At 39.7% G+C, this 23,509-nt stretch carries 28 protein-coding genes and 1 pseudogene; all 29 read left to right on the top strand.

What is annotated here, in order from left to right; genetic code table 11:
- Positions 1 to 81: 81 nt before the first annotated feature.
- The 29 genes and pseudogenes from trmFO to flhB all read left to right on the top strand — a co-directional run bounded on the left by trmFO (position 82) and on the right by flhB (position 23,483).
- Positions 82 to 1,389 (top strand): FADH(2)-oxidizing methylenetetrahydrofolate--tRNA-(uracil(54)-C(5))-methyltransferase TrmFO, encoded by a 1,308-nt coding sequence (gene trmFO, locus UP17_RS07710; protein WP_061462399.1) that lies wholly within the window; start codon positions 82 to 84, stop codon positions 1,387 to 1,389.
- Positions 1,390 to 1,448: 59 nt separating this feature from the next.
- Positions 1,449 to 2,351: a tyrosine recombinase XerC gene (gene xerC, locus UP17_RS07715; RefSeq protein ID WP_061462400.1), complete on the top strand. Its 903-nt coding sequence runs from the start codon at positions 1,449 to 1,451 to the stop codon at positions 2,349 to 2,351.
- Positions 2,352 to 2,371: 20 nt separating this feature from the next.
- Positions 2,372 to 2,899, top strand: coding sequence for an HslVU peptidase proteolytic subunit (gene hslV, locus UP17_RS07720; RefSeq protein ID WP_054396900.1), 528 nt, complete (start codon positions 2,372 to 2,374; stop codon positions 2,897 to 2,899).
- A gap of 12 nt (positions 2,900 to 2,911) precedes the next feature.
- On the top strand, positions 2,912 to 4,321 hold the full coding sequence (hslU, locus tag UP17_RS07725; protein ID WP_061462401.1) for an ATP-dependent protease ATPase subunit HslU: 1,410 nt from the start codon (positions 2,912 to 2,914) through the stop codon (positions 4,319 to 4,321).
- Positions 4,322 to 4,424: 103 nt separating this feature from the next.
- Complete coding sequence (codY, locus tag UP17_RS07730) at positions 4,425 to 5,204, top strand: GTP-sensing pleiotropic transcriptional regulator CodY (protein WP_053345318.1); 780 nt, start codon at positions 4,425 to 4,427, stop codon at positions 5,202 to 5,204.
- Between the two features lie 690 nt (positions 5,205 to 5,894).
- Positions 5,895 to 6,290: a flagellar basal body rod protein FlgB gene (flgB, locus tag UP17_RS07735; protein ID WP_061462402.1), complete on the top strand. Its 396-nt coding sequence runs from the start codon at positions 5,895 to 5,897 to the stop codon at positions 6,288 to 6,290.
- On the top strand, positions 6,290 to 6,748 hold the full coding sequence (flgC, locus tag UP17_RS07740) for a flagellar basal body rod protein FlgC (RefSeq protein ID WP_208857049.1): 459 nt from the start codon (positions 6,290 to 6,292) through the stop codon (positions 6,746 to 6,748). Before flgB ends, flgC begins: the two co-directional genes overlap by 1 nt.
- Before the next feature lie 23 nt (positions 6,749 to 6,771).
- Positions 6,772 to 7,080, top strand: a complete 309-nt coding sequence (gene fliE / locus UP17_RS07745; RefSeq protein ID WP_061462403.1) for a flagellar hook-basal body complex protein FliE — start codon at positions 6,772 to 6,774, stop codon at positions 7,078 to 7,080.
- Positions 7,081 to 7,175: 95 nt separating this feature from the next.
- Positions 7,176 to 8,765, top strand: coding sequence for a flagellar basal-body MS-ring/collar protein FliF (gene fliF, locus UP17_RS07750; protein ID WP_061462404.1), 1,590 nt, complete (start codon positions 7,176 to 7,178; stop codon positions 8,763 to 8,765).
- A 13-nt stretch (positions 8,766 to 8,778) separates the two neighbouring features.
- Positions 8,779 to 9,798 (top strand): flagellar motor switch protein FliG, encoded by a 1,020-nt coding sequence (fliG, locus tag UP17_RS07755; RefSeq protein ID WP_061462405.1) that lies wholly within the window; start codon positions 8,779 to 8,781, stop codon positions 9,796 to 9,798.
- Positions 9,791 to 10,570, top strand: a complete 780-nt coding sequence (gene fliH, locus UP17_RS07760) for a flagellar assembly protein FliH (protein ID WP_061462406.1) — start codon at positions 9,791 to 9,793, stop codon at positions 10,568 to 10,570. Before fliG ends, fliH begins: the two co-directional genes overlap by 8 nt.
- The gene (fliI, locus tag UP17_RS07765; RefSeq protein ID WP_061462407.1) at positions 10,560 to 11,879 is read left to right on the top strand and encodes a flagellar protein export ATPase FliI; all 1,320 of its coding nucleotides are present in this window, start codon (positions 10,560 to 10,562) and stop codon (positions 11,877 to 11,879) included. The genes fliH and fliI overlap by 11 nt, the downstream gene beginning before the upstream one ends.
- 2 nt (positions 11,880 to 11,881) lie before the next feature.
- Positions 11,882 to 12,328: a flagellar export protein FliJ gene (gene fliJ / locus UP17_RS07770; protein ID WP_061462408.1), complete on the top strand. Its 447-nt coding sequence runs from the start codon at positions 11,882 to 11,884 to the stop codon at positions 12,326 to 12,328.
- Between the two features lie 4 nt (positions 12,329 to 12,332).
- Entirely contained in the window at positions 12,333 to 12,950 is a 618-nt protein-coding gene (locus UP17_RS07775) for a MotE family protein (protein WP_061462409.1), read from the top strand.
- Between the two features lie 28 nt (positions 12,951 to 12,978).
- Complete coding sequence (locus UP17_RS07780) at positions 12,979 to 14,292, top strand: flagellar hook-length control protein FliK (protein ID WP_061462410.1); 1,314 nt, start codon at positions 12,979 to 12,981, stop codon at positions 14,290 to 14,292.
- 8 nt (positions 14,293 to 14,300) lie between these two features.
- On the top strand, positions 14,301 to 14,936 hold the full coding sequence (flgD, locus tag UP17_RS07785; RefSeq protein WP_061462411.1) for a flagellar hook assembly protein FlgD: 636 nt from the start codon (positions 14,301 to 14,303) through the stop codon (positions 14,934 to 14,936).
- 11 nt (positions 14,937 to 14,947) lie between these two features.
- Positions 14,948 to 15,193 carry a hypothetical protein gene (locus UP17_RS28660; RefSeq protein ID WP_061462412.1) on the top strand — a complete coding sequence of 82 codons (246 nt, stop codon included), beginning with the start codon at positions 14,948 to 14,950 and terminating at the stop codon, positions 15,191 to 15,193.
- Positions 15,184 to 15,330, top strand: a complete 147-nt coding sequence (locus UP17_RS28665; protein ID WP_250211774.1) for a hypothetical protein — start codon at positions 15,184 to 15,186, stop codon at positions 15,328 to 15,330. The genes UP17_RS28660 and UP17_RS28665 overlap by 10 nt, the downstream gene beginning before the upstream one ends.
- Positions 15,331 to 15,405: 75 nt before the next feature.
- Positions 15,406 to 16,671 (top strand): flagellar hook protein FlgE, encoded by a 1,266-nt coding sequence (locus UP17_RS07795; protein WP_061462413.1) that lies wholly within the window; start codon positions 15,406 to 15,408, stop codon positions 16,669 to 16,671.
- Positions 16,672 to 16,719: 48 nt separating this feature from the next.
- On the top strand, positions 16,720 to 16,935 hold the full coding sequence (locus tag UP17_RS07800) for a flagellar FlbD family protein (protein WP_061462414.1): 216 nt from the start codon (positions 16,720 to 16,722) through the stop codon (positions 16,933 to 16,935).
- Positions 16,932 to 17,360: pseudogene (fliL, locus tag UP17_RS07805) on the top strand (flagellar basal body-associated protein FliL). Before UP17_RS07800 ends, fliL begins: the two are co-directional and overlap by 4 nt.
- Before the next feature lie 52 nt (positions 17,361 to 17,412).
- Entirely contained in the window at positions 17,413 to 18,411 is a 999-nt protein-coding gene (gene fliM, locus UP17_RS07810; protein ID WP_061462415.1) for a flagellar motor switch protein FliM, read from the top strand.
- Complete coding sequence (gene fliY / locus UP17_RS07815) at positions 18,401 to 19,618, top strand: flagellar motor switch phosphatase FliY (RefSeq protein ID WP_061462416.1); 1,218 nt, start codon at positions 18,401 to 18,403, stop codon at positions 19,616 to 19,618. The genes fliM and fliY overlap by 11 nt, the downstream gene beginning before the upstream one ends.
- Before the next feature lie 17 nt (positions 19,619 to 19,635).
- Complete coding sequence (locus tag UP17_RS07820) at positions 19,636 to 19,998, top strand: response regulator (protein ID WP_061462417.1); 363 nt, start codon at positions 19,636 to 19,638, stop codon at positions 19,996 to 19,998.
- 15 nt (positions 19,999 to 20,013) lie between these two features.
- Complete coding sequence (locus UP17_RS07825; RefSeq protein WP_061462418.1) at positions 20,014 to 20,673, top strand: flagellar biosynthetic protein FliO; 660 nt, start codon at positions 20,014 to 20,016, stop codon at positions 20,671 to 20,673.
- Positions 20,670 to 21,335 (top strand): flagellar type III secretion system pore protein FliP, encoded by a 666-nt coding sequence (gene fliP, locus UP17_RS07830; RefSeq protein WP_061462419.1) that lies wholly within the window; start codon positions 20,670 to 20,672, stop codon positions 21,333 to 21,335. Before UP17_RS07825 ends, fliP begins: the two co-directional genes overlap by 4 nt.
- Before the next feature lie 14 nt (positions 21,336 to 21,349).
- Positions 21,350 to 21,619: a flagellar biosynthesis protein FliQ gene (fliQ, locus tag UP17_RS07835; protein ID WP_061462420.1), complete on the top strand. Its 270-nt coding sequence runs from the start codon at positions 21,350 to 21,352 to the stop codon at positions 21,617 to 21,619.
- A 3-nt stretch (positions 21,620 to 21,622) separates the two neighbouring features.
- The gene (fliR, locus tag UP17_RS07840) at positions 21,623 to 22,399 is read left to right on the top strand and encodes a flagellar biosynthetic protein FliR (protein WP_061462421.1); all 777 of its coding nucleotides are present in this window, start codon (positions 21,623 to 21,625) and stop codon (positions 22,397 to 22,399) included.
- 1 nt (position 22,400) lies between these two features.
- Positions 22,401 to 23,483 (top strand): flagellar biosynthesis protein FlhB, encoded by a 1,083-nt coding sequence (gene flhB / locus UP17_RS07845; RefSeq protein ID WP_061462422.1) that lies wholly within the window; start codon positions 22,401 to 22,403, stop codon positions 23,481 to 23,483.
- Positions 23,484 to 23,509 lie beyond the last annotated feature (26 nt).

A 23,509-nucleotide genomic window follows, 5' to 3' on the forward strand; every position in this document is an offset into this window, starting at 1 on the left:
GTTAAAAATGAAACACTTATGAAAGCAATTTTAATGATAAATGCTCCTGTCTTATCATATCTATACATGGAGGTTCGAAAAATGAAAGAAACAAAAGTAAGTGTAATCGGTGCTGGGCTTGCTGGAAGTGAAGCGGCGTGGCAGTTAGCTAAAAGAGGAATCAAAGTCGATCTATACGAAATGCGCCCGGTAAAACAAACGCCAGCACATCATACCGATAAATTCGCTGAACTTGTTTGTTCCAATTCACTTCGGGCAAATACGTTAACAAATGCGGTTGGTGTCTTAAAAGAAGAAATGCGTATATTGGATTCGGTCATCATGTCCGCAGCAGATGCTTGTGCTGTACCGGCTGGCGGTGCTTTAGCTGTCGATCGCCATGAATTTGCCGGTCTTGTGACGGAAAAGGTCAAAAATCATCCCAATGTAACGGTCATTAATGAAGAAGTGACGGAAATTCCGGAAGGCCCTACCGTCATTGCAACAGGACCACTTACAAGTCAGTCACTATCTGACAGCTTAAAGCAAATCATGGATGAAGAATACTTGTATTTCTATGATGCTGCCGCTCCAATTCTTGAAAAAGACAGCATCAACATGGATAAAGTATACTTAAAATCCCGCTACGATAAAGGGGAAGCAGCTTATTTGAACTGTCCGATGACGGAAGAGGAGTTTGACCGTTTTTATGAAGCATTGATTGCTGCCGAGACAGTACCACTTAAAGAATTTGAAAAAGAAATCTTTTTTGAAGGTTGCATGCCGATTGAAGTAATGGCATCACGTGGGAAGAAAACGATGTTATTTGGTCCTTTGAAGCCTGTCGGATTAGAAGATCCGAAAACAGGAAAGCGCCCTTTTGCAGTAGTTCAATTGCGCCAAGATGATGCGGCAGGAACACTCTACAACATTGTTGGTTTTCAGACACATTTGAAATGGGGGCCGCAAAAAGAAGTATTGCAGCTCATCCCTGGATTGGAAAATGCGGAAATTGTCCGTTATGGAGTTATGCATCGCAACACTTTCATAAACTCACCTAATGTTCTGAAGCCTACGTACCAATTCAAAAATCGGGACGATTTATTCTTTGCAGGTCAGATGACTGGCGTCGAAGGTTATGTAGAATCGGCAGCATCAGGACTGGTTGCAGGTATCAATGCTGCAAGGATCGTCCAAGGATTGGAGCCTGCCATTTTTCCTGCTGAGACGACAATGGGCAGCATGGCAAGGTATATAACATCGACAAATGGAAAGAGCTTTCAGCCGATGAACGCCAACTTCGGATTGCTTCCAGACCTTGAAGTGAGAATCAAATCAAAAAAAGAACGGAACGAAACACATGCTAAACGCGCTTTGGACACAATTCAGAACTTTGTGAAAAATTTGTAAAATATTTGCCTGCTGTTTTAAAGTATGATACTATTTATTAGCCTTTGCGAGGTGTTTCCATGATTAATCAAAAAAAGGCATTATCATCCTTCATCGAATATTTACAAATTGAAAAAAACAGTTCACATTACACCATTGAAAATTACAAGCGTGATATTCACGAATTTTTCCTGTTCCTAAATGAACAGGGTATCAGCGATATCACGTCTGTTGAATATTTTGATGTCCGGTTGTTTTTAACGAATTTATATGAGAAAAAACTTTCTAAGCGCACTGTAGCAAGAAAAACTTCTTGCTTGCGGAGCTTTTATAAATTTTTATTACGTGAAGGTGATGTGAAGGATAATCCTTTTTCTCTTGTTTCTTTACCTAAAAAGGATCAAAGACTGCCACGTTTTCTATATGAGAAGGAAATGAAACAGTTGTTTTCTTCTTTAAATAAAGATTCACCGATAGGAATAAGGAACAATGCATTACTGGAATTACTGTATGCGACAGGCATTCGCGTAAGTGAATGTTGTGAGATTAAATTGCAGGATATCGATCTTTCCTTAGGTACAGTACTGGTTCATGGAAAAGGAAAAAAAGATCGCTACGTTCCGGTTGGTAGATATGCTCAAGAAGCGATAGATATATACATACGTACAGCCAGGATGGAAATGACTTCGTCTGACGCCAAAGCGAATGTTTATTTATTTGTTAATTTTCGTGGAGACCCTCTGACACCTAGGGGAGTTCGCTATATATTGAATGAATTGATTAAAAAGTCAGCCGCAGATGGAAGTCTTCATCCCCATATGCTAAGGCATTCCTTTGCTACACACCTTTTGAATAATGGGGCGGACATTCGCACGGTTCAGGAATTGCTTGGTCATTCTAAAATTTCATCAACGCAAGTGTATACGCATGTTACAAAAGACCAATTAAAAAAAGTCTATAATGCAACACATCCGCGGCCTTAAATGTTGAAAGGGGACACTTTATGACAACGATATTTGCAGTGCATCATAAAGGTGAATGTGCCATGTCCGGTGATGGGCAGGTTACTTTAGGAAATTCAGTAGTGATGAAGCATACAGCAAGGAAAGTAAGAAAAATCTTTAAAGGTAATGTTCTTGCAGGTTTTGCAGGTTCTGTTGCAGATGCATTCACTTTATTTGAGATGTTCGAAGCTAAGCTTGAAGAGTATAATGGCAATCTTCAGCGTGCTGCCGTCGAAATGGCAAAGCAATGGAGAAGTGACAATGTACTGAGAAAGCTGGAAGCCATGCTGGTTGTGATGGATAAGAACCATTTACTGCTCGTTTCTGGTACCGGGGAAGTAATTGAGCCGGATGACGGGATTCTCGCCATAGGATCTGGAGGGAATTATGCACTGGCTGCCGGCAGGGCGTTAATGCGGTTTTCAAGTGACCATTTATCGGCAAAGGAAATCGCTCAATCATCTTTACAAATTGCAGCGGAAATTTGTGTATTTACGAATACGAATATAATCGTGGAAGAGTTGTAAGGAGGAGCGCAAATGTCAAAAAAAGCTAATTTAACACCGAGGCAAATCGTTGAAAAACTGGATCAGTATATCGTTGGGCAGGGTGAAGCAAAACGGGCAGTGGCAGTGGCTCTTCGGAATCGCTACCGACGTTCCCTTCTCTCGGACCAACTTCGTGATGAAGTCGTTCCGAAGAACATATTAATGATTGGACCGACAGGCGTTGGGAAAACAGAAATAGCTCGGAGAATGGCTAAATTGGTAGGTGCTCCTTTTATAAAAGTTGAAGCAACGAAATTTACGGAAGTCGGATATGTCGGCCGGGATGTGGAGTCCATGGTTCGTGATTTGGTGGAGACTTCCGTTCGCCTCGTGAAGGAAGAAAAGATGGCGAGCGTAAAGGAACGGGCAGAAGAAAATGCAAATCGCCGTTTAATAGAGCTATTAGTGCCATCAACAAAAAAACAGAGTAATTTCAAGAATCCTCTTGAAGTCTTTTTTGGAGGCAATAACAATCAAGACGAACAGGATTCGGAAGATAATTCCGAAGATTTAAGTTTGCAAGAAAAAAGGAAAATCGTCGCCGAAAAGCTGGCTAATGGTGAGCTGGAAAGTGAAATGATTACGGTTGAAGTGGAAGAACAGGCTGCTTCGATGTTTGATATGCTCCAAGGTTCGGGAATGGAACAAATGGGAATGAACATGCAGGACGCTTTAGGAAGCCTGATGCCGAAAAAAAGCAAGAAGCGCAAATTGAAAGTAAGTGAAGCGAGAATCGTTTTAACAAATGAAGAAGCGGCAAAATTGATCGATATGGATGAAGTCACTTCTGATGCAGTATACGGAGCTGAGCAAAATGGGATCATTTTCATTGATGAAATCGACAAAATTGCCAGTAAGCAGTCCGGAAGTTCATCAGCGGATGTTTCAAGGGAAGGTGTCCAAAGGGATATACTGCCAATCGTCGAAGGCTCGACAGTCGTGACTAAATACGGTTCAGTTAAAACGGATCATGTCTTATTCATTGCGGCAGGGGCCTTCCATATGGCTAAGCCCTCCGACCTTATCCCTGAATTACAAGGTAGATTCCCGATCCGTGTAGAGTTGAACAAACTGACAGTAGATGACTTTGTAAGGATTCTTCATGAACCGGATAATGCCTTGTTAAAACAATATGTTGCTTTGTTAGAAACAGAAGGTATAGAAATTGAATTTTCTGACGATGCTGTTCGTAAGATAGCTGAAGTGGCCTTCGAAGTGAATCAAAATACAGACAATATTGGTGCAAGAAGACTTCATACCATTTTAGAACGGCTGCTTGAAGACTTATCTTTTGAAGCACCGGAAATTACGATGGAGAAGATTACAATTACTCCCCAATATGTCGAAGGAAAGCTTGGTTCTATCGCCCGGAACAAAGATTTAAGCCAGTTTATCCTTTAATTAAGAAACAATGGCAATAATTTGCCTAGCATGAAAATAAAATTACGGAAATACAACTTCATAGTTATTGTGAACCATGGTATTTTTAGGAGGAACAAATCAAATGAACTTATTAGCAAAAACAAGAAAAATCAATGCAATGCTCCAAAAAGCAGCAGGTAAAGCAGTTAACTTTAAGGAAATGGCTGAAAGTTTAAGTGAAGTTATCGAAGCAAATGTATTCGTCGTCAGCCGCCGTGGGAAATTACTAGGCATAGCGGTAAGTCAGCAAATCGAAAATGAACGCATGTACAAAATGTTGGAAGATAAACAATTCCCTGAAGTGTACACAAAAAACCTATTTAATATTCCCGAAACATCTTCCAATCTTGATATCGAAAGCGAATACACTGCTTTCCCAGTTGAAAACAAAGAGCTTTTCGCAACGGGATTAACAACTATCGTACCGATTATGGGTGGGGGGGAACGTTTAGGAACATTGGTTCTTGCTCGATTACAAGAAAAATTTCATGATGATGATTTAATTTTGGCTGAGTATGGCGCGACAGTGGTAGGTATGGAAATCCTTCGTGAAAAGTCAGAAGAGATTGAAGAAGAAGCTCGTAGTAAAGCTGTTGTTCAAATGGCAATTTCCTCGTTATCGTACAGCGAATTGGAAGCTATTGAGCACATTTTTGAAGAGCTTAAAGGTAATGAAGGTCTGCTTGTAGCTTCAAAAATTGCAGACCGTGTAGGCATCACTCGATCCGTAATCGTCAATGCGCTTAGAAAGCTAGAGAGTGCAGGAGTAATTGAATCACGCTCTCTTGGAATGAAAGGTACTTATATAAAAGTATTGAACGATAAATTCCTACTTGAATTAGAAAAGCTTAAAAATAATTAACAAACAAAAAAAGGCAGTCCTTTAAATAGGGCTGCCTTTTTTTGTGTGCGTATATTGGGGTAAGTTGTCTAGGACTGAAAAGCTACGAAAGGAAGGAAGAAAAAAGAGGTAATTCGGAATAAAGATCTTAAATGGAAATGTGAATATATGCGTGGTTTTTTATGCAAGGTAAATATATTATTATAACTTTTGAAATATGCAAACAGTGATAATAGAACGGGACGGCCTTTCTTTATGATAAGAGGAATTTGTCGAATGGATCGCCATTTTGAAAAAAGTGTTTTTTAAAAAAAGTACATGTACCATTTGTTTTTTAATAATCCTTTATTTTAAAGGGTGGAATCAGGTGAGTGGAAATAATTACTTGAAATTAATCGTTAAAATTAGTTCTAAAGTATCAGGTATATTGGTTCGTTTTTCGATATGCTAAATAAGCTAATACAAGTAAAATTTGGTTAAAATGTAGAATCCACTAATAAAATGTAATATAAGGTAATGTTAATCCTTGAATAATACTAAGAAAAACGTCAAATTTGAGCAAAATGTGACATTTTTCGACTGTAATAGGTCTAAAGTCTTTGTGTTTTTATGGACATAGTTATTATGTTTCTTTAAAATTAAACCATAAATGAATTGGGTTAATTTATTGATAAAGCAACTATTTACTAAATATTGAAAGAGGTGACCGATATGGAACTATTTTCAAGTACTTTTCAATCACTAGAAAATGCTCTTAATTATTCTAATACAAAACAAAAAGTCATTTCACAGAACATAGCCAATTCGGATACGCCTAACTATAAAGCTAAAGAGGTCGACAAAACACAATCATTTAAAGCAGAGCTGGGATCTTTCCTAAAGTCATATCGGACCGATGAAAGACATTATACCTTTAAATCAGAAGGGGGTCATGCTTCTCCCATCGTATTTCAGAAAAATGTCCAATATAACAATAACGGAAATAGTGTGGACGTTGATAAGGAAATGACGGATCTTGCTGCAAATCAGATTTATTATAATGCAGTCTCTGATAGGCTTTCAGGAAAGTTTCAATCATTGGAGAATGTAATTAGAGGAGGTAAGTGATGGGAATCTTCCAAAGTATGAAAATGGCTGGATCTAGCTTGACCAGTCAAAGGTTAAGGATGGATGTAATCTCTGCGAATATGGCAAATGCCGATACGACCAGGGCGGAATATGACGCGGAGTTGAAAACATGGAAGCCATACACAAGAAAAGCGGTAGTGCTGCAAAGTAAGGAAGAAGATTTTTCAAGCTTCTTAAACGCAGCATCCGGAAAAACTAGCGGGATAGGGAATGGAGTAAAGGTGACTGGAATAGTAAAGGACAGAACACCCTTTGAACTGGATTACAATCCGGAACACCCTGATTCCAATGAAAATGGTTATGTTGAAATGCCGAATGTCGACCCACTTAGGGAAATGGTCGATTTAATGAGTGTAACACGTTCATATGAAGCAAATGTAACAGTTTTAAATGCATCAAAGGGAATGATGATGAAAGCGTTGGAAATCGGAAAATAACAGTTTGAAAGGAGAGTGTTGATATGGAGGGGATTTCTCTTTCGGCAGTGAATAATGCAGGTAATGTGCTGAAAAAAGATCAGAACAAGACTAATACACCATACGAATCACAGCGAAATTTTGCGTCCGTATTAAAAGAATCAATAAATAAAGTTAACGAAACACAAATGGCATCAGATGACCTTACGACCAAACTGGTTAATGGAGATGATGTTGAGCTGCATTCGGTGATGATAGCTTCACAAAAAGCCAGCATTACCATGCAGGCTACATTAGAGGTTCGGAATAAGGTTGTAGAAGCCTACCAGGAAATGATGAGAATGAGCATATAGCATTCATTTTTAAACCTCATTAATATAAAGAAAAAATGATCAGGGGGAAAACGAATCTCCCACTCATAAATTCATAGACTGACCGGGGGATTTAAATGAATGAAGTAATAGAGTTTAAAAATAAAGTGGCTGCTTACTGGATGAGCCGCAGTAAAAAACAAAAAATCATGATGATTGGATCAGCAGCATTGATTATCATCATCATTACGGCTGTTTCACTTTTAACCACGCGTACGACGCTGGTGCCCTTATATTCAAATTTAACTCCATCGGAGACAGGGAGCATCAAAGAATATTTGGACAGTAAAGGGATTAAAAACGAAGTTTCTGAAAATGGTACGACCATAAAGGTTCCTGAAGAAAGCCTGGATTCACTTAAAGTGGAACTGGCAGCTGAAGGAGTTCCGGACTCGGGGAGTATCGACTATTCTTTTTTTAGTCAAAGTGCTGGTATCGGAATGACTGAAAATGAATTCAACGTCATAAAACTGGACTCGATGCAAACGGAATTGGCCAGTTTAATAAAAAAGATTGATGGAGTAGAAGATGCCAGCGTAATGATCACTCTTCCTGATAAAGGAGTTTTTGTCAGTGATACGACTGGGGAAGCGTCCGCATCCATTGTATTGAAAACGAAATCCGGTTATAAATTTGAAGAAAGTCAAATCAACTCCCTTTATCATCTGGTCTCAAAAAGTGTACCGAATCTTCCTACAGATAATATCGTCATTATGAATCAAGACTTTGAGTACTTTGACCTTGAAAATGAAAATTCATCTTTCGCGTCCGCATTTGCTACTCAAAATCAAATAAAAAAAGAAATAGAACGCGATATTCAAAGACAGGTACAAAATATGCTTGGAACGATAATGGGTAGAGACAAAGTTGTTGTTTCTGTCACGACAGACATTGATTTCACTCAAGAAAACCGAGAAGAGAATTTAGTCGAACCGGTCGATGAAGAAAATATGGCTGGAATCGAGATTTCTGCGCAAAGGATCAATGAATCGTATAGTGGGGACGCTGCAGGAGGCGTTCCGCAAAGTGAGGATTCCTCAGATTCATTGGGGACCCAATATGCTGAAGGCACAAACGGTTCCGGTGATTATGAAAAAGTGGATGAAACGATAAATAGTGAAGTGAACCGAATCAAGAAGGAAATAGTCGAAAGCCCGTATAAAGTTAAGGATTTAGGTATTCAGGTCATGGTCGAACCGCCCACCGCTGACGATCCGAATTCTTTAACTCAACAGAGTGTGGATGATATCACACAAATCCTTGGTACGATAATACGAACGACAATCGAGAAAAAAGCTGAAGGGGAAGAACTTACGGACGAGGAGCTTAATAATAAAATTGCAATTTCCGTTCAACCGTTTAACGGAAAAATGACGTTGCCAATAGAGGAAACGAGTCCATTGTTACCAATATGGGCATACATCGTCGGTGGCGTGCTAATACTTGCCATTATCATTCTCTTAATCTTATTCTTCCGTTCCCGAAAGCCAGTTGAATTGGAAGAGGAATACGTGGTCGAAGAAGAGGAAGTCGCATTTGATCTTCCTGATTTAAACAAAGAGAAGGAAACGGAAGCATCTTTAAAAAGAAAACAACTTGAGAAACTTGCAAAAGAAAAGCCAGATGAATTTGCAAAATTATTAAGAAGCTGGATAGCAGAAGACTAGGAGGCTTTAGAAAGTGAACGATAGAAAAAAAAAGGCCAGATTGACTGGCAAACAAAAAGCTGCCATCCTCCTTATTTCCTTAGGGCCGGATGTTTCTGCATCCGTTTATAAGCATCTTTCTGAAGAGGAAATTGAGAGATTGACCCTTGAAATTTCTGGGGTGAGAAAAGTGGACTCCCATGATAAAGAAGAAATTCTGGAAGAATTCCATAATATTGCTTTAGCACAGGATTACATCTCTCAGGGCGGGATAGGATACGCAAAGCAGGTACTTGAAAAGGCACTAGGCTCTGATCAGGCAACTGCGATCATTAACCGGTTAACATCTTCCTTACAGGTTCGTCCATTCGATTTTGCACGAAAAGCGGATCCTGGACAAATCTTGAATTTCATCCAGAACGAGCATCCGCAAACTATTGCATTAATCTTATCCTATCTTGATCCTGCACAGGCTGGACAAATATTGTCTGAACTTCCGGAAGAGGTGCAGGCCGATATTGCAAGAAGGATTGCTTTGATGGATGGCACGTCGCCAGAAATCATCAATGAGGTGGAGCAAATACTCGAAAGGAAACTTTCTGCGACCGTGACCCAAGATTATACACAGACTGGTGGAGTAGAAGCGGTTGTAGATGTGTTGAATGGTGTTGATCGCTCGACGGAACGAACGATTTTGGAAGAACTCGAAATTCAAGATCCAGAGCTTGCCGAGGAAATCAAGAAACGCATGTTTGTTTTTGAGGATATCGTGACACTTGATGGCAGAGCGATTCAGCGCGTAGTCAGGGAATCTGATAACGAAGACCTTAAACTTTCTCTTAAGGTGGCAAGTGATGAAGTGAAGGAAATCGTTTTCCGAAACATGTCAAAACGTATGGTCGAAATGTTCCAGGAAGAAATGGAATATATGGGGCCTGTACGTTTGCGTGATGTAGAAGAAGCACAATCGAGAATCGTTGCTGTTATTCGCCGTTTGGAAGAAACTGGGGAAATTGTGATTGCCCGCGGCGGAGGGGATGATATCATTGTCTAGGATTATAAAATCCCAGCAAGCTCATCAGGAGAAAAGCAAAAAGATAGCGATAAAAGTTCGCACGTTTGACTTTCTTCAAAATGAAAAAGCAGATGAGGGGATAAACCTTCAACATTTTCAATCTGATCAATTTCAGAGGGATGCTAAACAGGAAGCCGAAAGGGTATTACTGGATGCTAAACAAAAAGCCCAAGCGATAGCTGCTGAAATCCAGCAAGACCGAGAACATTGGGAGCATCAAGAAAAAGTGATGTTTATTGAACAAGCTCAAAAGGAAGGGTATCAGCAAGGAGTCGAAGATGGCTTCCAAAAGGGTTATAACGAAATTGCAGGGGATATAGCTTTTGCAAAAGAAGTGGTGGAGTCCTCTAAAAAAGATTATCGTCAACATATCGAATCATCTGAAACCGTTATTTTGAATCTTGCCGTGAAGATCGCGGAGAAAATTATCGGGCACCAGCTTGAAAAAGATGAAGAGTCTTTTTTATCCATTGTCAAGAGAGCCATCAAAGAGGCGAGGGATTATCGTGAAGTGCAATTGCATATCCATCTGGTCCAATATCAATCGATTCTATCTCATAAGGAAGAGTTGATTGCAATCTTTCCAAAAGATACTGAGTTGTACATCTTTCCGGATGATGAAATTGAAGAAAACAGCTGTATTATCGAATCAGAAAATGGAAGGATAGATGCCAGTGTCAACAGTCAGCTGCAGGAAATAAAAGTGAAACTAACTGAGCTGCTGCGGGAGGGGAGTAACGATGAAAACTAGAGACCTATTGCCCTTAGTTGATGAGGTTGATTCATTCAAACATTATGGACGGGTCAAACGTGTCGTAGGGTTAATGATAGAATCTCAAGGCCCTGAAAGCTCTGTTGGCGACGTTTGTTATATCTATACAGGTATACAAAAAAAGAAAAACCGAATATTAGCCGAAGTTGTCGGTTTCCGTGATGAAATGGTTATTTTAATGCCATTTACAGCTGTTAGTGATATAGCACCGGGATGTATCGTGGAAGGAAGCGGACGGAGCCTTGAGATAAAGGTGGGAGGAGGGCTCATTGGCAAGGTAGTCGATCCATTGGGACACCCCATTGATGATTCATTGCTCCCAAAGGGTCTAGCTACCGTTCCTGTGGATCAAGATCCGCCAAATCCGATGAAACGCCCTCCCATTAATGAGCCGATAGATGTAGGAGTGCGTGCGATTGATAGTTTATTAACAGTTGGAAAAGGTCAACGTGTTGGTATCTTTGCTGGGAGCGGTGTTGGGAAAAGTACGTTGCTTAGCATGGTAGCAAGGAATACGACGGCTGACTTGAACGTAATCGGTCTTGTTGGAGAACGTGGACGTGAAGTTCGTGAATTCATTGAGAAAGATCTTGGACCAGAAGGGCTGGCACGATCAATCGTTGTTGTGGCGACATCTGATCAGCCAGCGTTGATGAGGATAAAAGGTGCTTTAACGGCAACTGCCATCGCTGAATATTTTCGTGATAAGGGATTGAACGTGATGCTGATGATGGATTCGGTCACGAGGGTCGCAATGGCCCAGAGGGAAATTGGGCTTGCTATCGGGGAACCGCCGACGACCAAAGGTTATACGCCCTCCGTTTTTGCCATCCTTCCAAGATTACTCGAAAGAACGGGAACAAATCAGCTGGGTACCATTACAGCGTTTTATACGGTTCTAGTCGACGGTGATGATATGAATGAGCCGATTGCTGATGCTGTCAGGGGAATATTGGATGGTCACTTCATACTAGATCGTAACTTAGCCAATAAAGGACAGTTTCCAGCGCTCAATGTCTTGAAGAGTATAAGCCGTGTCATGAACAATATTGTTGGGGACATACATAAAAGTTCCGCAGAAAAATTACGGGCAAGTTTATCAACCTATATGGAGTCAGAAGATTTGATTAATATAGGAGCGTATAAGAAGGGCTCTTCCAAACCAATTGATAACTCTATTACACGCTATCCTGAGATCATTTCATTTTTAAAGCAAGGCACCCATGAAAAAGCTCCAAAAGATAATAGTATTAACGCCCTTGTCGATTTGATGGGGAAAGGTGATTAGTTATGATTTATCAATATAAATTCGAGAAGATCCTGAACATCAAGGAAAAAGAAAAAAAAGATGCACTAGCTAAATATAATACTGCGTTAAAAAAATTTGAAGAAGTGGCAGAAAAGTTATATAAGCTTTTAAAGAAAAAAGAAAAGTTGCTTGAGTTTCAACAGGAAAAGCTGCGAAATGGATTATCCGTTCAGGAAATTCGCCATCATCAGTTATTTATGGACAATTTGGAAAAACTCTTAAGCCATTGTCAACAGGAAGTCATTGAAGCTCGATACAAGATGAATGTTCAACGGGATTTATTAATGGATAGAAATATTGAGGTTAAAAAGTACGAGAAAATGAAAGAAAATGATTTTCTTAAATTCCTTGATGTCTTAAAGGAAGTAGAGAATAAACAAATGGATGAAATTTCTATCCGGCAATTCTTAAGCAAAGGCGTTAGGTGATAGAATGCGTAAAAAAAGTGAATCTAATGGATTGGAAGAATTGGAAAAAAGCAAGATAAGTAAGTTCCAATGGTTCCTTGTCATCTTCATTTCTTTAATCTTTGCGGTAACTGTAGCGTTGATCGTTTTTACAGTTGCAGGTGTCAATGTTGTGGAAAAGGCCAAAGGAATGTCTGAGAAAATACCCTTCATTGAATCGGATCATAAGAATGAAGAGAAAGGTAATCCAGCCAAGGAAAATGAGAAAGTTTCGATGAAGCTCGAAAAATTAGAAACTGAGATTGAAAACAAGAAAAAAGAGATAGACAAGCTTGAGGGCATCATTGATAAACGTGACAAGGCCATTTTAAAGGCAGGAGCGGAAAAACAGCAGCTTCAAACTGAAATGAATCAACTTAAGGATAGTCAAAATGGTAGTAAACAGGCGTTCAAAAATATAATCCGCACTTATGAAACCATGGCTCCTAAGACGTCTGCACCTATCATTACTGAAATGAATGATGATGACGCAGTGGAGATTCTCTCAAGTATGAAAGCAGCCACTTTAGCTAAGGTATTGGAGCAAATGACAACGGCTGATGCTGCAAGGTTAACGAAGAAACTAACGGAACAAAGTCCTTAAGAGAAGAGATTAAGGAGGTGAATAATATATGAATTCAGCCATTAATTCTTTACTCCCCTTGGCATCATTAAGTCAAAAGGCACCAATTAAACAAAATCAGCAAACCAATTCCGGGTTTGGTTCAGTCCTTCAATCCTCCTTAGTGGCAGAACCTCCTGCTCCAGTGGATATAGGCGACATCACTGAAGGACGATTGTCTGTTATAAAGGATTTGCTTGGTTTTCTGAAACTTGAAAGGTTAAGTGATAAAGGGAAAGAGAGTATTGTTGAAGATATTTCTGTAAACAACCATGAAGAATTCTGCACCCTTCTATTACAGGTACTAAAAAATGTAGCCGGCAATGATGAGGGTCCCCTTAAGGATTTCTTTGCGAGCATAGAGGAAATGGATGTAGAACAAGAATTGGATGACTTCAGCCTGAATCCACAAAGTTTGTTATCTGCCAATGTCATGGAACTGTATACAATTCTAAAAAAGGTTACTGTATTGAATGAAGAAGAATGGCATGAGCTCCCACTATCTGGTGTGGTGAATCTTTTGAAACTGGCTAAGATTCAAGATCTTCTTTCAGAGAGTAAGGATATGACACAAGATGAAGCGGCCATCCAGAAACAAAGGAAAAATCTGCTTGAAGGGATAACGGGGAAACTGGATAAAATGCTGTCCAATCAGTCAGAACCAAAATCAGAATATGGTCAATCCAACATTTCGGAAAAAGGGCAAAATAAAACAATAGAAACATTGAAAAACTCACCCTTGCAATTATCTGGGAGTGACAAGGTAAGTAAAGACAGGTCAATAACCAGCAGTGTGACTTTGCAAAATGCGGATAGCGGTGACCATCAAGGTTCAGGTATGCCTTTTCTCATGACTAAGTTGGAGCAATTCGTCTTGACTGCTTCCATAGGTAAGCAAATTGTCAGTCATGAAGAGTTTGTTAAACAATTTGAAAATATTTTGAGTAAGGCGATTTTTAGCGGAAAAAACGGTGTAAATAAACTGTTGATCAGATTGAATCCCGAACATCTAGGGTCACTTAGAATCGAGTTGATTCAAAAGGAAGGTATGCTGTCAGCCAAGATTATGGCTACTACTTCTCAGGCCAAAGATATGCTGGAGAAACAGATTCATGGCTTAAAACAAGCCTTTAGCGGTCAAAATATTCAAATTGAAAAAATTGAAATATCACAGGCCTTCAATCCTTTTAACCCCGAGAAATTCAGCCAGAAAGATGCAGATGAACAAAATAAACAACAAGAGAGTAAGGAAGAAAGCAATGACGAGACGGATAGTGAGTTTATGGGATCCCTTGCCGAAGCGCTGTTAAATCTGGAAGTGTAGGTGTTAAAATGACGACCATTGATACGTCACTATTATTATCAAAATTTCAAACTGAAAACAGAAAAAACGGGGATGCATTAGGAAAGGATGATTTCTTGAAATTGTTGCTTACACAGCTTCAAAACCAAGATCCGTCAAATCCGATGGATAACACGGAATTCATCGCCCAAATGGCCACTTTTTCATCTCTAGAACAGATGATGAATATGGGAGCCCAAATGGAAGAAATAATCGGGATCAGTCAACAAAATAGTATCATGAACTTTAACTCCTTTGTCGGTAAGGAAGTCACTTGGCATAAATTGGATGGTGGCGATGGTGATCTTGCGGTAGAAGAAGGAACAGGCATCGTGAAGTCGATCCAATATAAAGGTGATGGTGTTTATTTCATTTTAGAAGATGGCACAAAGCTTGTACCCGCCAATATTTCACAAATGAAACAAACAAGTTCCACGGCAAATAGCTTAACGACGGCAAGTGAATTAATAGGCAAACGAGTTTCCTGGATGGATGAAAAAAATGGAGAGTCATCGGCTGTCGCTATCGCTGTATCCTTGAATAATGGCAAGCTGCAAATTGAAGTGGATGATGAAAGCAACACCAAGCTATCATCAGAGCAATTGATCAAAATCGCTGAAGCTTAATGGGCGGGAATATGAGTAAACTTGATTTTCAGGCAAATTCCGCTCAGATGATGGCTCAAACAAAATTACCGTTAAGGCAAGGGCAGTTGATCCAACAAGGTTTTCAACAGCATTTTCAATCATCTGTTTCCACTAATGAAAAATTGATCATTAGTAAACATGCTCAAATGCGGATAAATGAAAGAAATATAGAAATACCACGACAAACCTGGAAACAAATAACCGATAAAGCTAATGAGGCAAAAAGATGGGTGTGACCGAATCTCTTATCATTACAAATAATGCGGCACTCATAGTAAGCACGAAAAAAAATAAAGTCATCACAGTCATGGACAGGGATGAAGCATCAGCTCAAATTTTTACGAACATCAATGGAACTATAATTTTGGATTAATAGGCTGGACCTAGAATAGGAAGTCTAGACTGTGGAATGACTGAAGCAGTCGCTATATGAAAGGGGAGCTTTTACATGCTTCGTTCAATGTATTCGGGAATAAGCGGGTTAAAAAACTTACAAACAAAATTGGATGTTATCGGTAATAACGTAGCCAATGTCAATACTTATGGTTTCAAAAAAAGCCGTGTAACATTCAGCGATGCCATGAATCAAACGGTATCTGGGGCAAGTGCAGCAACAGCCAATAGAGGTGGAACTAATTCTAAACAAATTGGGTTGGGTTCCACGATTGCTACAATCGATACCATCCATACACAGTCAAGCTTGCAAACGACCGGCCGTGAGCTTGACTTGGGAATTTCTGGTGATGGCTATTTCATCGTCAAGCAAGGCGATGCACTATCATACACTCGTGCTGGAAACTTTTATCTTGATAATAACGGTACACTTGTCAACTCGAATGGTTTGAAAGTGCAGGCTTACAAGATTGATGAAGATGGAAAACAATCAAAAACAATCGGTGATGTGGCTGTTAACGTCAATGCAATTTTACCTGCTGTAACAACAACTAAAATAACAGTAGGTGAAAATTTAGCTGCTGATGCAATTGACGGTACCGTATTTAGTCAGCAAATAAAAGTCGTGGATGCAAAGGGTAAAGAACAAACGGCAACTATCTTTTTCCAAAAAACAGCTGATAACAAATGGGAGATTTTTGATGAGGAACCTGCTGCTTTGGGGGATACTTCGGCTACTAAACCAAAACCGTTCACTTCTCTGAATTTCGATGCTAATGGTCAGATAGTGGAAGCTGATAAAACTCAGGAAGGCCTAAACATTAACATTTCAAGTGGCAAAGAGAATGACCCGGATACGGAAGCTGATGAAAGCGTTCAAAAAATCAAATTGGATTTTGATTTCTCGAAACTTACTCAATCTAAAGGTGCTACGACTGCTCTTGTCAATCCAAATGGTAATAAAGAAGGGAAACTGGAAAGCTTTAATATTGGTGCATCAGGGGAAATAAATGGCGTTTATTCCAACGGTATGATCACAACATTAGGCCAACTGGCCGTTGCCAAGTTTTCCAATCCATCAGGCTTGACGAAAACAGGTGGTAATACTTTTCAGGAATCAATCAACTCAGGTACTGCAAACATCAATATCGCAGGTGAGGGCCGGGGGTTGATTGCATCAGGTTCCTTGGAAATGTCCAATGTGGATTTATCGGAAGAGTTTACTGAAATGATCGTTGCGCAACGTGGTTTCCAGTCGAATTCCCGGATTATAACGACATCGGATGAAATTTTACAAGAATTAGTTAACTTAAAACGATAGGTTAAGGGGGGAGGAGCCAGGTGCTTATTTCTCTGGCTCCTAAATATCATTATCAAAGTCACAAGGCTCAATGGAAAGTGCTTTCATATCAATGCATTGTACATAGATACAGTCGAGTCATTGCCAGATACGACCATTACTTTTACAAATGGTAAGAAAATCGTTGTGCTTGAGAAAGAAGAGGAGATGGTTGAAGCTATTATACAATTTTATCGTACCGTGAATATTCTCGGTTTTCGTAATGATGTGGAGGGAAAATCATGAAAAAAAGTCTATTATCAATTATGTTGATTATATTCGTGGCCATAACGCTTGTTGGTGTCATAGCATTCGTGGTTGTGACAAAGTTATCTGACCCCACATCTGCAGAAGAAAAACCTAGCATTGACGAAATTGTCAAATCATCAGTTGAAATTCCCGAAATTACAACGAATCTTGCTGGCAATGATTATATCAAAATCTCATTTATGGTCCAAACAGAAAATAAAAAAGCAAAAGAAGAATTGGAAAAAAGAAGTTTTTAAGTGAAAAATATCATTATTACCGAACTATCCGAAATGAAAGCGGAAGTGTTAACCGGTAAAAAAGGCAAGGAAAAGCTTCAAGAAGAGCTAAAGACTAGAATGAACGAATTAATGGAAGAAGGAAAAGTTGAAAAGGTTTATATAACCTCCTCGATTCTTCAATAAGAACATCCTTGCTTCATTAAATAAGAAGGGGAAGCTTTGGAGGTGAGTGTTAATGTCCGGGGAAATATTATCGCAAAATGAAATCGATGCTTTATTATCGGCCATTTCCACAGGTGAAATGGATGCAGATGATTTAAAGAAAGAAGAAATAGAAAAAAGAGTGAAAGTGTACGACTTTAAAAGGGCACTTCGGTTTTCAAAGGATCAAATCCGAAGTTTGACCAGGATACATGAGAACTTTGCAAGGTTGCTGACCACATACTTTTCGGCTCAGCTTAGGACATATGTTCAAATATCCGTTGCTTCGGCAGATCAAATACCATACGAAGAGTTTATTAGATCGATCCCGAAAATTACCATCCTGAATGTGTTTGAGGTGCCGCCGTTGGATGGCCGTATCATTCTTGAGGTCAACCCGAATATAGCTTATTCCATGATGGATCGAGTTTTGGGCGGGCGGGGCAAAAGCGTGAATAAGGTAGATACTTTAACGGAAATAGAAACGAAAATCATGTCGAATTTATTCGAGAAGGCTTTTGAAAATTTACAGGAGGCCTGGGGAACGATTGTTGAAATCGAACCGGTGATGACAGAGTTTGAGGTGAATCCACAATTTCTTCAATTGGTTTCGCCCAACGATACGGTTGTTGTCATTTCCTTGAATACACAAATCGGCGAAACGAGTGGAATGATTAATATTTGTATTCCTCACGTCGTATTAGAACCAATCATACCAAAGTTATCTGCTTATTATTGGTTGGAAAATTCCCAAAAGGAAAAAATTCCAGAGGAAATCATGATTTTGGAAAAGCGTATTCGAAATGCAGACCTTCCCATTATTTCCGAACTTGGTTCTACGGATATCACCATCCAGGATTTTTTACTGCTAGATGTTGGTGATGTCATCGATTTAAATAAGGCAATCGATGAACCTTTGACCATTAAAATTGGAGGGATCCCAAAATTCAATGGGCAGCCAGGAAAAGTAGGAAAAAAACACGCCATCCAGGTTCTTGATATTTTGAAAGGGGGAGACGAAGATGGTAAGTGATCAAATGCTTTCACAGGACGAAATAGATGCCCTTTTAAAAGGTACAAGTGATATAGAAGATGAGATGAAGTCTCATATGATTGACGATTATTTATCAATTATGGAACTCGACGCCCTCGGGGAAATTGGTAATATCTCTTTCGGAAGTTCGGCCACTGCCTTATCTACTTTGTTGAATCAGAAAGTGGATATCACCACCCCGACGGTTACCTTAATTGAAAGGGGACAGATTGCGGAAGAGTTTCCGCATCCGTATGTAGCGATTCAAGTGCAATATACCGAGGGTTTCTCAGGTATTAATATGCTGGTCATCAAGCAGAGCGATGCTGCAATCATTGCAGATTTGATGCTTGGCGGTGATGGGGAAAATCCTTCTGACATGCTGGGAGAAATTCAATTGAGTGCAGTCCAGGAAGCCATGAACCAAATGATGGGTTCTGCTGCTACATCGATGTCGACCATTTTCAGTAAAAAAGTGGATATTTCCCCTCCTAGCATAGATTTACTTAACTTTTTAAATGGTGAAGGGGAAAATGCGATACCGGACGAAGATTTATTTGCAAAAATCTCGTTCCGTCTCCGTGTCGGTAACTTAATTGATTCCAGTATTATGCAATTGTTGCCTTTAGAATTTGCTAAAGGGTTAGTCTCTGAATTATTGAATGGAACGGGCGATAGTGAACCGACCGATATGAAAATGGAAAAAGTACTAAGTGATCCAGTAACGAACATTCCACCTCGGGAGCCGGCCCCATTCCAAGACGCCGGGTCTAATCAATCGGCAAATGAATCTTTTGGGCAAGGCGGTTACCAAACCCACTCTACGAACCAAATACCGAATATGCCGCAACATTTTGGAGTTTCATCCGTACCTACAGGGCAGCCGGTAAATGTTCAGCCTGCTAGTTTCACTAGTTTTCAGCCCTTTCAGCTTCAAGAGGCTGAAACGAAAAATCTCAGCATGCTGATGGATATCCCTCTACAGGTAACTGTGGAGCTTGGGAGAACGAAGCGCTCTGTCAAGGATATTCTGGAGCTGTCCTCCGGATCTATCATCGAATTGGATAAATTAGCCGGCGAGCCAGTGGATATCCTGGTAAACAGTCGCTTGATAGCAAAAGGTGAGGTTGTGGTGATTGATGAAAACTTTGGCGTACGTGTTACGGATATCATGAGTCAAAGTGACCGATTTAATAAAATCAGATAACTTGGGGGACGAAAATAATGGCTAATAGAATTTTAATTGTGGACGATGCAGCATTTATGAGAATGATGATAAAGGATATCCTTTCTAAAAATGGCTTTGAAATTGTAGGGGAAGCAGCAGATGGAGCCCAAGCAGTGGACAAATATAAAGAAACGCTTCCTGATCTTGTAACGATGGATATTACCATGCCTGAAATGGATGGAATTACTGCATTAAAGGAAATTAAAAAGGTAAATCCTCAAGCTAAGGTCATTATGTGTTCAGCGATGGGGCAACAAGCCATGGTCATTGATGCAATCCAGGCGGGCGCAAAAGACTTTATCGTGAAGCCATTCCAGGCAGACCGGGTAGTGGAAGCCATAAATAAAGCATTAAGTTAAGAGGGTGTCTTCATATTGTTTTTTATTAAAAAATGGCTTCAGGTCTCACTGATGATTGCAGTATTCTTCTCTGGGGCCATACAGGCCTATGCGGAAGATCTTGAAAAAACAGTGAAGGATGTTTATAAAAAGCCTGATGATTTAAAAGTGGATAAGGGTGAATCAAAAGACTTGCAATCTACCAAACAGGCTTCGAATCCGGATAAAGTTGGGATAACCGTTTGGGAGTTTCTTAGGATGATATTTGCTACTATTTTTGTAGTGTCTCTTCTATATATCCTATTAAAGTTCATCAATAAAAAAAGTAAATCGTATCAAAAAGCAAATTCAGTTGAGAATTTAGGCGGCACGAGCCTTGGTGCAAATCGTTCTGTCCAGCTTGTTAAAGTCGGCGGGCGAATATTGGTGATTGGGGTTGGCGAAAATATTCAACTCTTGAAAGAAATAGATAATCCTGAGGAATATGAACAGCTTTTGAGAGATTACAACGATAAGATCGATCAAATGATCCAGCCTGGGGAATTTGCAATGAAGTTGAAAAATAAGTGGTTGAATAAAAGAGAATCCGAAATCGCCAGTTTCCCTGCAGAGTTCAAAAATCAACTCGATCAAATGTCTGATAGCAGGAAGAAACTGTTGAACGAGCTTGATAGGAAAGGAAGAGGCAATGAATGAATGAGTTCATGGAGTTTTTTAATAACAGTGACCCCGCCAATGTCTCTACTTCCGTCAAGCTTGTTCTACTAATGACCGTTTTATCACTGGCCCCTAGCATATTGATTTTGATGACATGTTTTACAAGAATCATCATTGTCCTGAGCTTTGTGAGAACATCGCTAGCTACACAGCAGATGCCGCCGAATCAGGTGCTGGTCGGCCTGGCTCTTTTCATGACATTCTTCATAATGGCACCGACTTTTCAGGAGGTGAATGAAAAGGCATTAACCCCGTTATTTAATGAGGAAATAGATTTAGAAGAGGCATATGTACAGGCCTCGATACCGTTTAAGGAATTCATGAGTGCCCATACAAGGCAAAAGGATCTGGCGTTATTCTTGGAGTATGCCAAGATGGATAAACCGGAAACGATACAGGACATACCCTTGACTGCTTTTGTACCAGCTTTTGCAATTAGTGAAATCAAAACGGATTTTCAAATAGGTTTTATGATTTTCATTCCATTTTTGGTTATTGATATGGTTGTTGCAAGTGTCCTGATGTCGATGGGGATGATGATGTTGCCGCCAGTCATGATTTCCCTTCCATTTAAAATCCTCCTTTTCATTCTTGTTGACGGATGGTATTTAGTAGTGAAGTCATTATTACAGAGTTTTTAAGCAGGTGAGAAAAAGTGAGTGCAGAGTTTGTTATTGATGTAGCAGAAAAAGGAATTTATACAGTTTTGATTATCGCTGGTCCATTGATGGTAATTGCTCTTATTGTAGGGCTATTAGTAAGCATCTTTCAGGCGACTACACAGATTCAGGAACAAACCTTGGCATTCGTTCCAAAAATCGTGGCAGTCTTATTGGGACTCATAATATTGGCTCCATGGATGCTGAGCCATCTATTATCATACGCAAATGAAATATTCGGTAATCTGAATCGATTTGTAGGGTAGGGCATGGAGGAAATATTTCCGCACTTTCCCGCCTTTTTATTGATTGTAGTAAGGGTCACTACGTTTTTCGTGGCCATGCCGATTTTTTCTTACCGTTCTATACCGGTACAACATCGAGTGGGGCTAGGAATCTTCCTTGCCTGGATCATGTACTATACCATTGAAGCCCCGGTTCTGGACTTGGATGTCACATTTTATTTATTAATCATAAAGGAAGCGCTTGTTGGGCTTTTCATTGGGTTTGCAGCCTATATGATTTTATCGGCCGTTCAAATCGCTGGTGGATTGATTGATTTTCAAATGGGGTTTTCAATTGCCAATGTCATCGATCCCCAAACTGGGGCTCAAAGCCCGTTGATGGGACAATACCTTTATACAATCGCCTTATTATTCCTATTGAGTACTAACGGCCATCATTTGCTTTTGGATGGAATCTTTTATAGCTATCAGTTCATCCCGATTGACCAATTATTTGTGCCATTCGGAGATCATACACTAATGGAATATTTGGCGAAAGCATTCAGTAAAGCTTTCATGATTGCTTTTCAAATGTCCATACCAGTAGTGGGAAGTATTTTCTTAGTGGATGTCACGCTAGGAATCCTTGCTAGGACAGTCCCTCAATTAAATGTGTTCGTGGTCGGAATTCCAGTGAAAATCATAGCCGGGTTAGCGGTTATAGTACTGGTGATGGGGATGATGATGACGGCTGTCACCCAACTTTTCAATTTTTTGCTTTTGATGATGCGTCATCTAATGCAGTTGATGGGAGGCGTTTGATATGGAGAGGTTTCAGCTGGATTTACAGTTTTTCGCTGGTGAGAAGACCGAAAAGGCGACTCCAAAAAAACGTCAGGATTCGAAGAAAAAGGGTCAGGTGGCAAAGAGTCAGGATGTAAATACCTCTGTGAATTTAATTGCAGTGTTTTCAGTCCTATTGCTGATGGGGCCGTACATGTATAATCATTTGCTGGGTCTAATGAAAGAATATCTGCAACATTTTACATTGACTGGATTCAGCGAGGAAAATGTACAAATTATCATGATTGAGGTTTTAAAGGAGATGGGTCTCGTCCTTGGACCCGTTTTTGCTGCCGTGATAGTGGCTGGGGTATTGGCTAATGTCATGCAAATTGGTTTTTTGTTTTCGACTGAATCCATTCAGTTTAAACTTGAAAAATTGGATCCCATTAAAGGTTTCAAACGTATTTTTTCAATGCGTGCCATTGTTGAATTATTAAAATCCATTCTCAAAATATCTTTTGTTGGTTTTGTTGCCTTTTATGTACTATGGCAGCGCATGGGCGAGATTATGATGTTATCACAGATTTCTGTGGAAGCAGCGATGGCAACATTGGCGGATATTACGATTAAAGCAGGATTTTATGCTGCCGTGGCTTTATTGTTCATTGCTCTATTAGACTATTTGTATCAAAAATATGACTTTGAAAAAAACATCCGTATGTCCAAACAGGATATTAAGGATGAATATAAAAATTCCGAAGGGGACCCGCTTATCAAATCCAAGATTAAGCAAAAGCAAAGGCAGATGGCCGCTCAAAGAATGATGCAGGAAATTCCCAATGCGGATTTCGTCATCACTAACCCGACGCATTTTGCAATTGCTCTAAAATATGATGAAGATAAGGCAGAGGCTCCGTATGTAGTGGCAAAAGGCGTTGATTTTGTCGCTCAGAAAATTAAATTCATTGCTAAAGAAAATGATGTGATCATGGTAGAAAATCGGCCTTTGGCCAGGTCTTTATATGATCAAGCTGAATTAGGTCAAGCGATACCTGAGGAGTTCTTTAAGGCGGTCGCTGAAATATTAGCCTTTGTATATAAAACCAAAGGTAAACTGTAAAGAAGTAACAGGGTAACCCGCTAGTT

The organism is Peribacillus simplex (genome assembly GCF_001578185.1).
Lineage (GTDB): Bacteria > Bacillota > Bacilli > Bacillales > DSM-1321 > Peribacillus > Peribacillus simplex_A.

Bases quoted from the DNA above. Each gene is read 5' to 3' on its own strand.
- flgD (WP_061462411.1), top strand. From the start codon at position 14,301: ATGACGACCATTGATACGTCACTATTATTATCAAAATTTCAAACTGAA.
- fliI (WP_061462407.1), top strand. From the start codon at position 10,560: ATGAAAACTAGAGACCTATTGCCCTTAGTTGATGAGGTTGATTCATTC.
- flhB (WP_061462422.1), top strand. From the start codon at position 22,401: ATGGAGAGGTTTCAGCTGGATTTACAGTTTTTCGCTGGTGAGAAGACC.
- UP17_RS28660 (WP_061462412.1), top strand. From the start codon at position 14,948: ATGAGTAAACTTGATTTTCAGGCAAATTCCGCTCAGATGATGGCTCAA.
- xerC (WP_061462400.1), top strand. From the start codon at position 1,449: ATGATTAATCAAAAAAAGGCATTATCATCCTTCATCGAATATTTACAA.
- fliE (WP_061462403.1), top strand. From the start codon at position 6,772: ATGGAGGGGATTTCTCTTTCGGCAGTGAATAATGCAGGTAATGTGCTG.
- UP17_RS07775 (WP_061462409.1), top strand. From the start codon at position 12,333: ATGCGTAAAAAAAGTGAATCTAATGGATTGGAAGAATTGGAAAAAAGC.
- fliM (WP_061462415.1), top strand. From the start codon at position 17,413: ATGTCCGGGGAAATATTATCGCAAAATGAAATCGATGCTTTATTATCG.
- UP17_RS07795 (WP_061462413.1), top strand. From the start codon at position 15,406: ATGCTTCGTTCAATGTATTCGGGAATAAGCGGGTTAAAAAACTTACAA.
- hslU (WP_061462401.1), top strand. From the start codon at position 2,912: ATGTCAAAAAAAGCTAATTTAACACCGAGGCAAATCGTTGAAAAACTG.
- flgB (WP_061462402.1), top strand. From the start codon at position 5,895: ATGGAACTATTTTCAAGTACTTTTCAATCACTAGAAAATGCTCTTAAT.
- UP17_RS07780 (WP_061462410.1), top strand. From the start codon at position 12,979: ATGAATTCAGCCATTAATTCTTTACTCCCCTTGGCATCATTAAGTCAA.
- hslV (WP_054396900.1), top strand. From the start codon at position 2,372: ATGACAACGATATTTGCAGTGCATCATAAAGGTGAATGTGCCATGTCC.
- flgC (WP_208857049.1), top strand. From the start codon at position 6,290: ATGGGAATCTTCCAAAGTATGAAAATGGCTGGATCTAGCTTGACCAGT.
- fliY (WP_061462416.1), top strand. From the start codon at position 18,401: ATGGTAAGTGATCAAATGCTTTCACAGGACGAAATAGATGCCCTTTTA.
- fliF (WP_061462404.1), top strand. From the start codon at position 7,176: ATGAATGAAGTAATAGAGTTTAAAAATAAAGTGGCTGCTTACTGGATG.
- trmFO (WP_061462399.1), top strand. From the start codon at position 82: ATGAAAGAAACAAAAGTAAGTGTAATCGGTGCTGGGCTTGCTGGAAGT.
- fliJ (WP_061462408.1), top strand. From the start codon at position 11,882: ATGATTTATCAATATAAATTCGAGAAGATCCTGAACATCAAGGAAAAA.
- codY (WP_053345318.1), top strand. From the start codon at position 4,425: ATGAACTTATTAGCAAAAACAAGAAAAATCAATGCAATGCTCCAAAAA.
- fliP (WP_061462419.1), top strand. From the start codon at position 20,670: ATGAATGAGTTCATGGAGTTTTTTAATAACAGTGACCCCGCCAATGTC.
- fliR (WP_061462421.1), top strand. From the start codon at position 21,623: ATGGAGGAAATATTTCCGCACTTTCCCGCCTTTTTATTGATTGTAGTA.
- UP17_RS28665 (WP_250211774.1), top strand. From the start codon at position 15,184: ATGGGTGTGACCGAATCTCTTATCATTACAAATAATGCGGCACTCATA.
- UP17_RS07820 (WP_061462417.1), top strand. From the start codon at position 19,636: ATGGCTAATAGAATTTTAATTGTGGACGATGCAGCATTTATGAGAATG.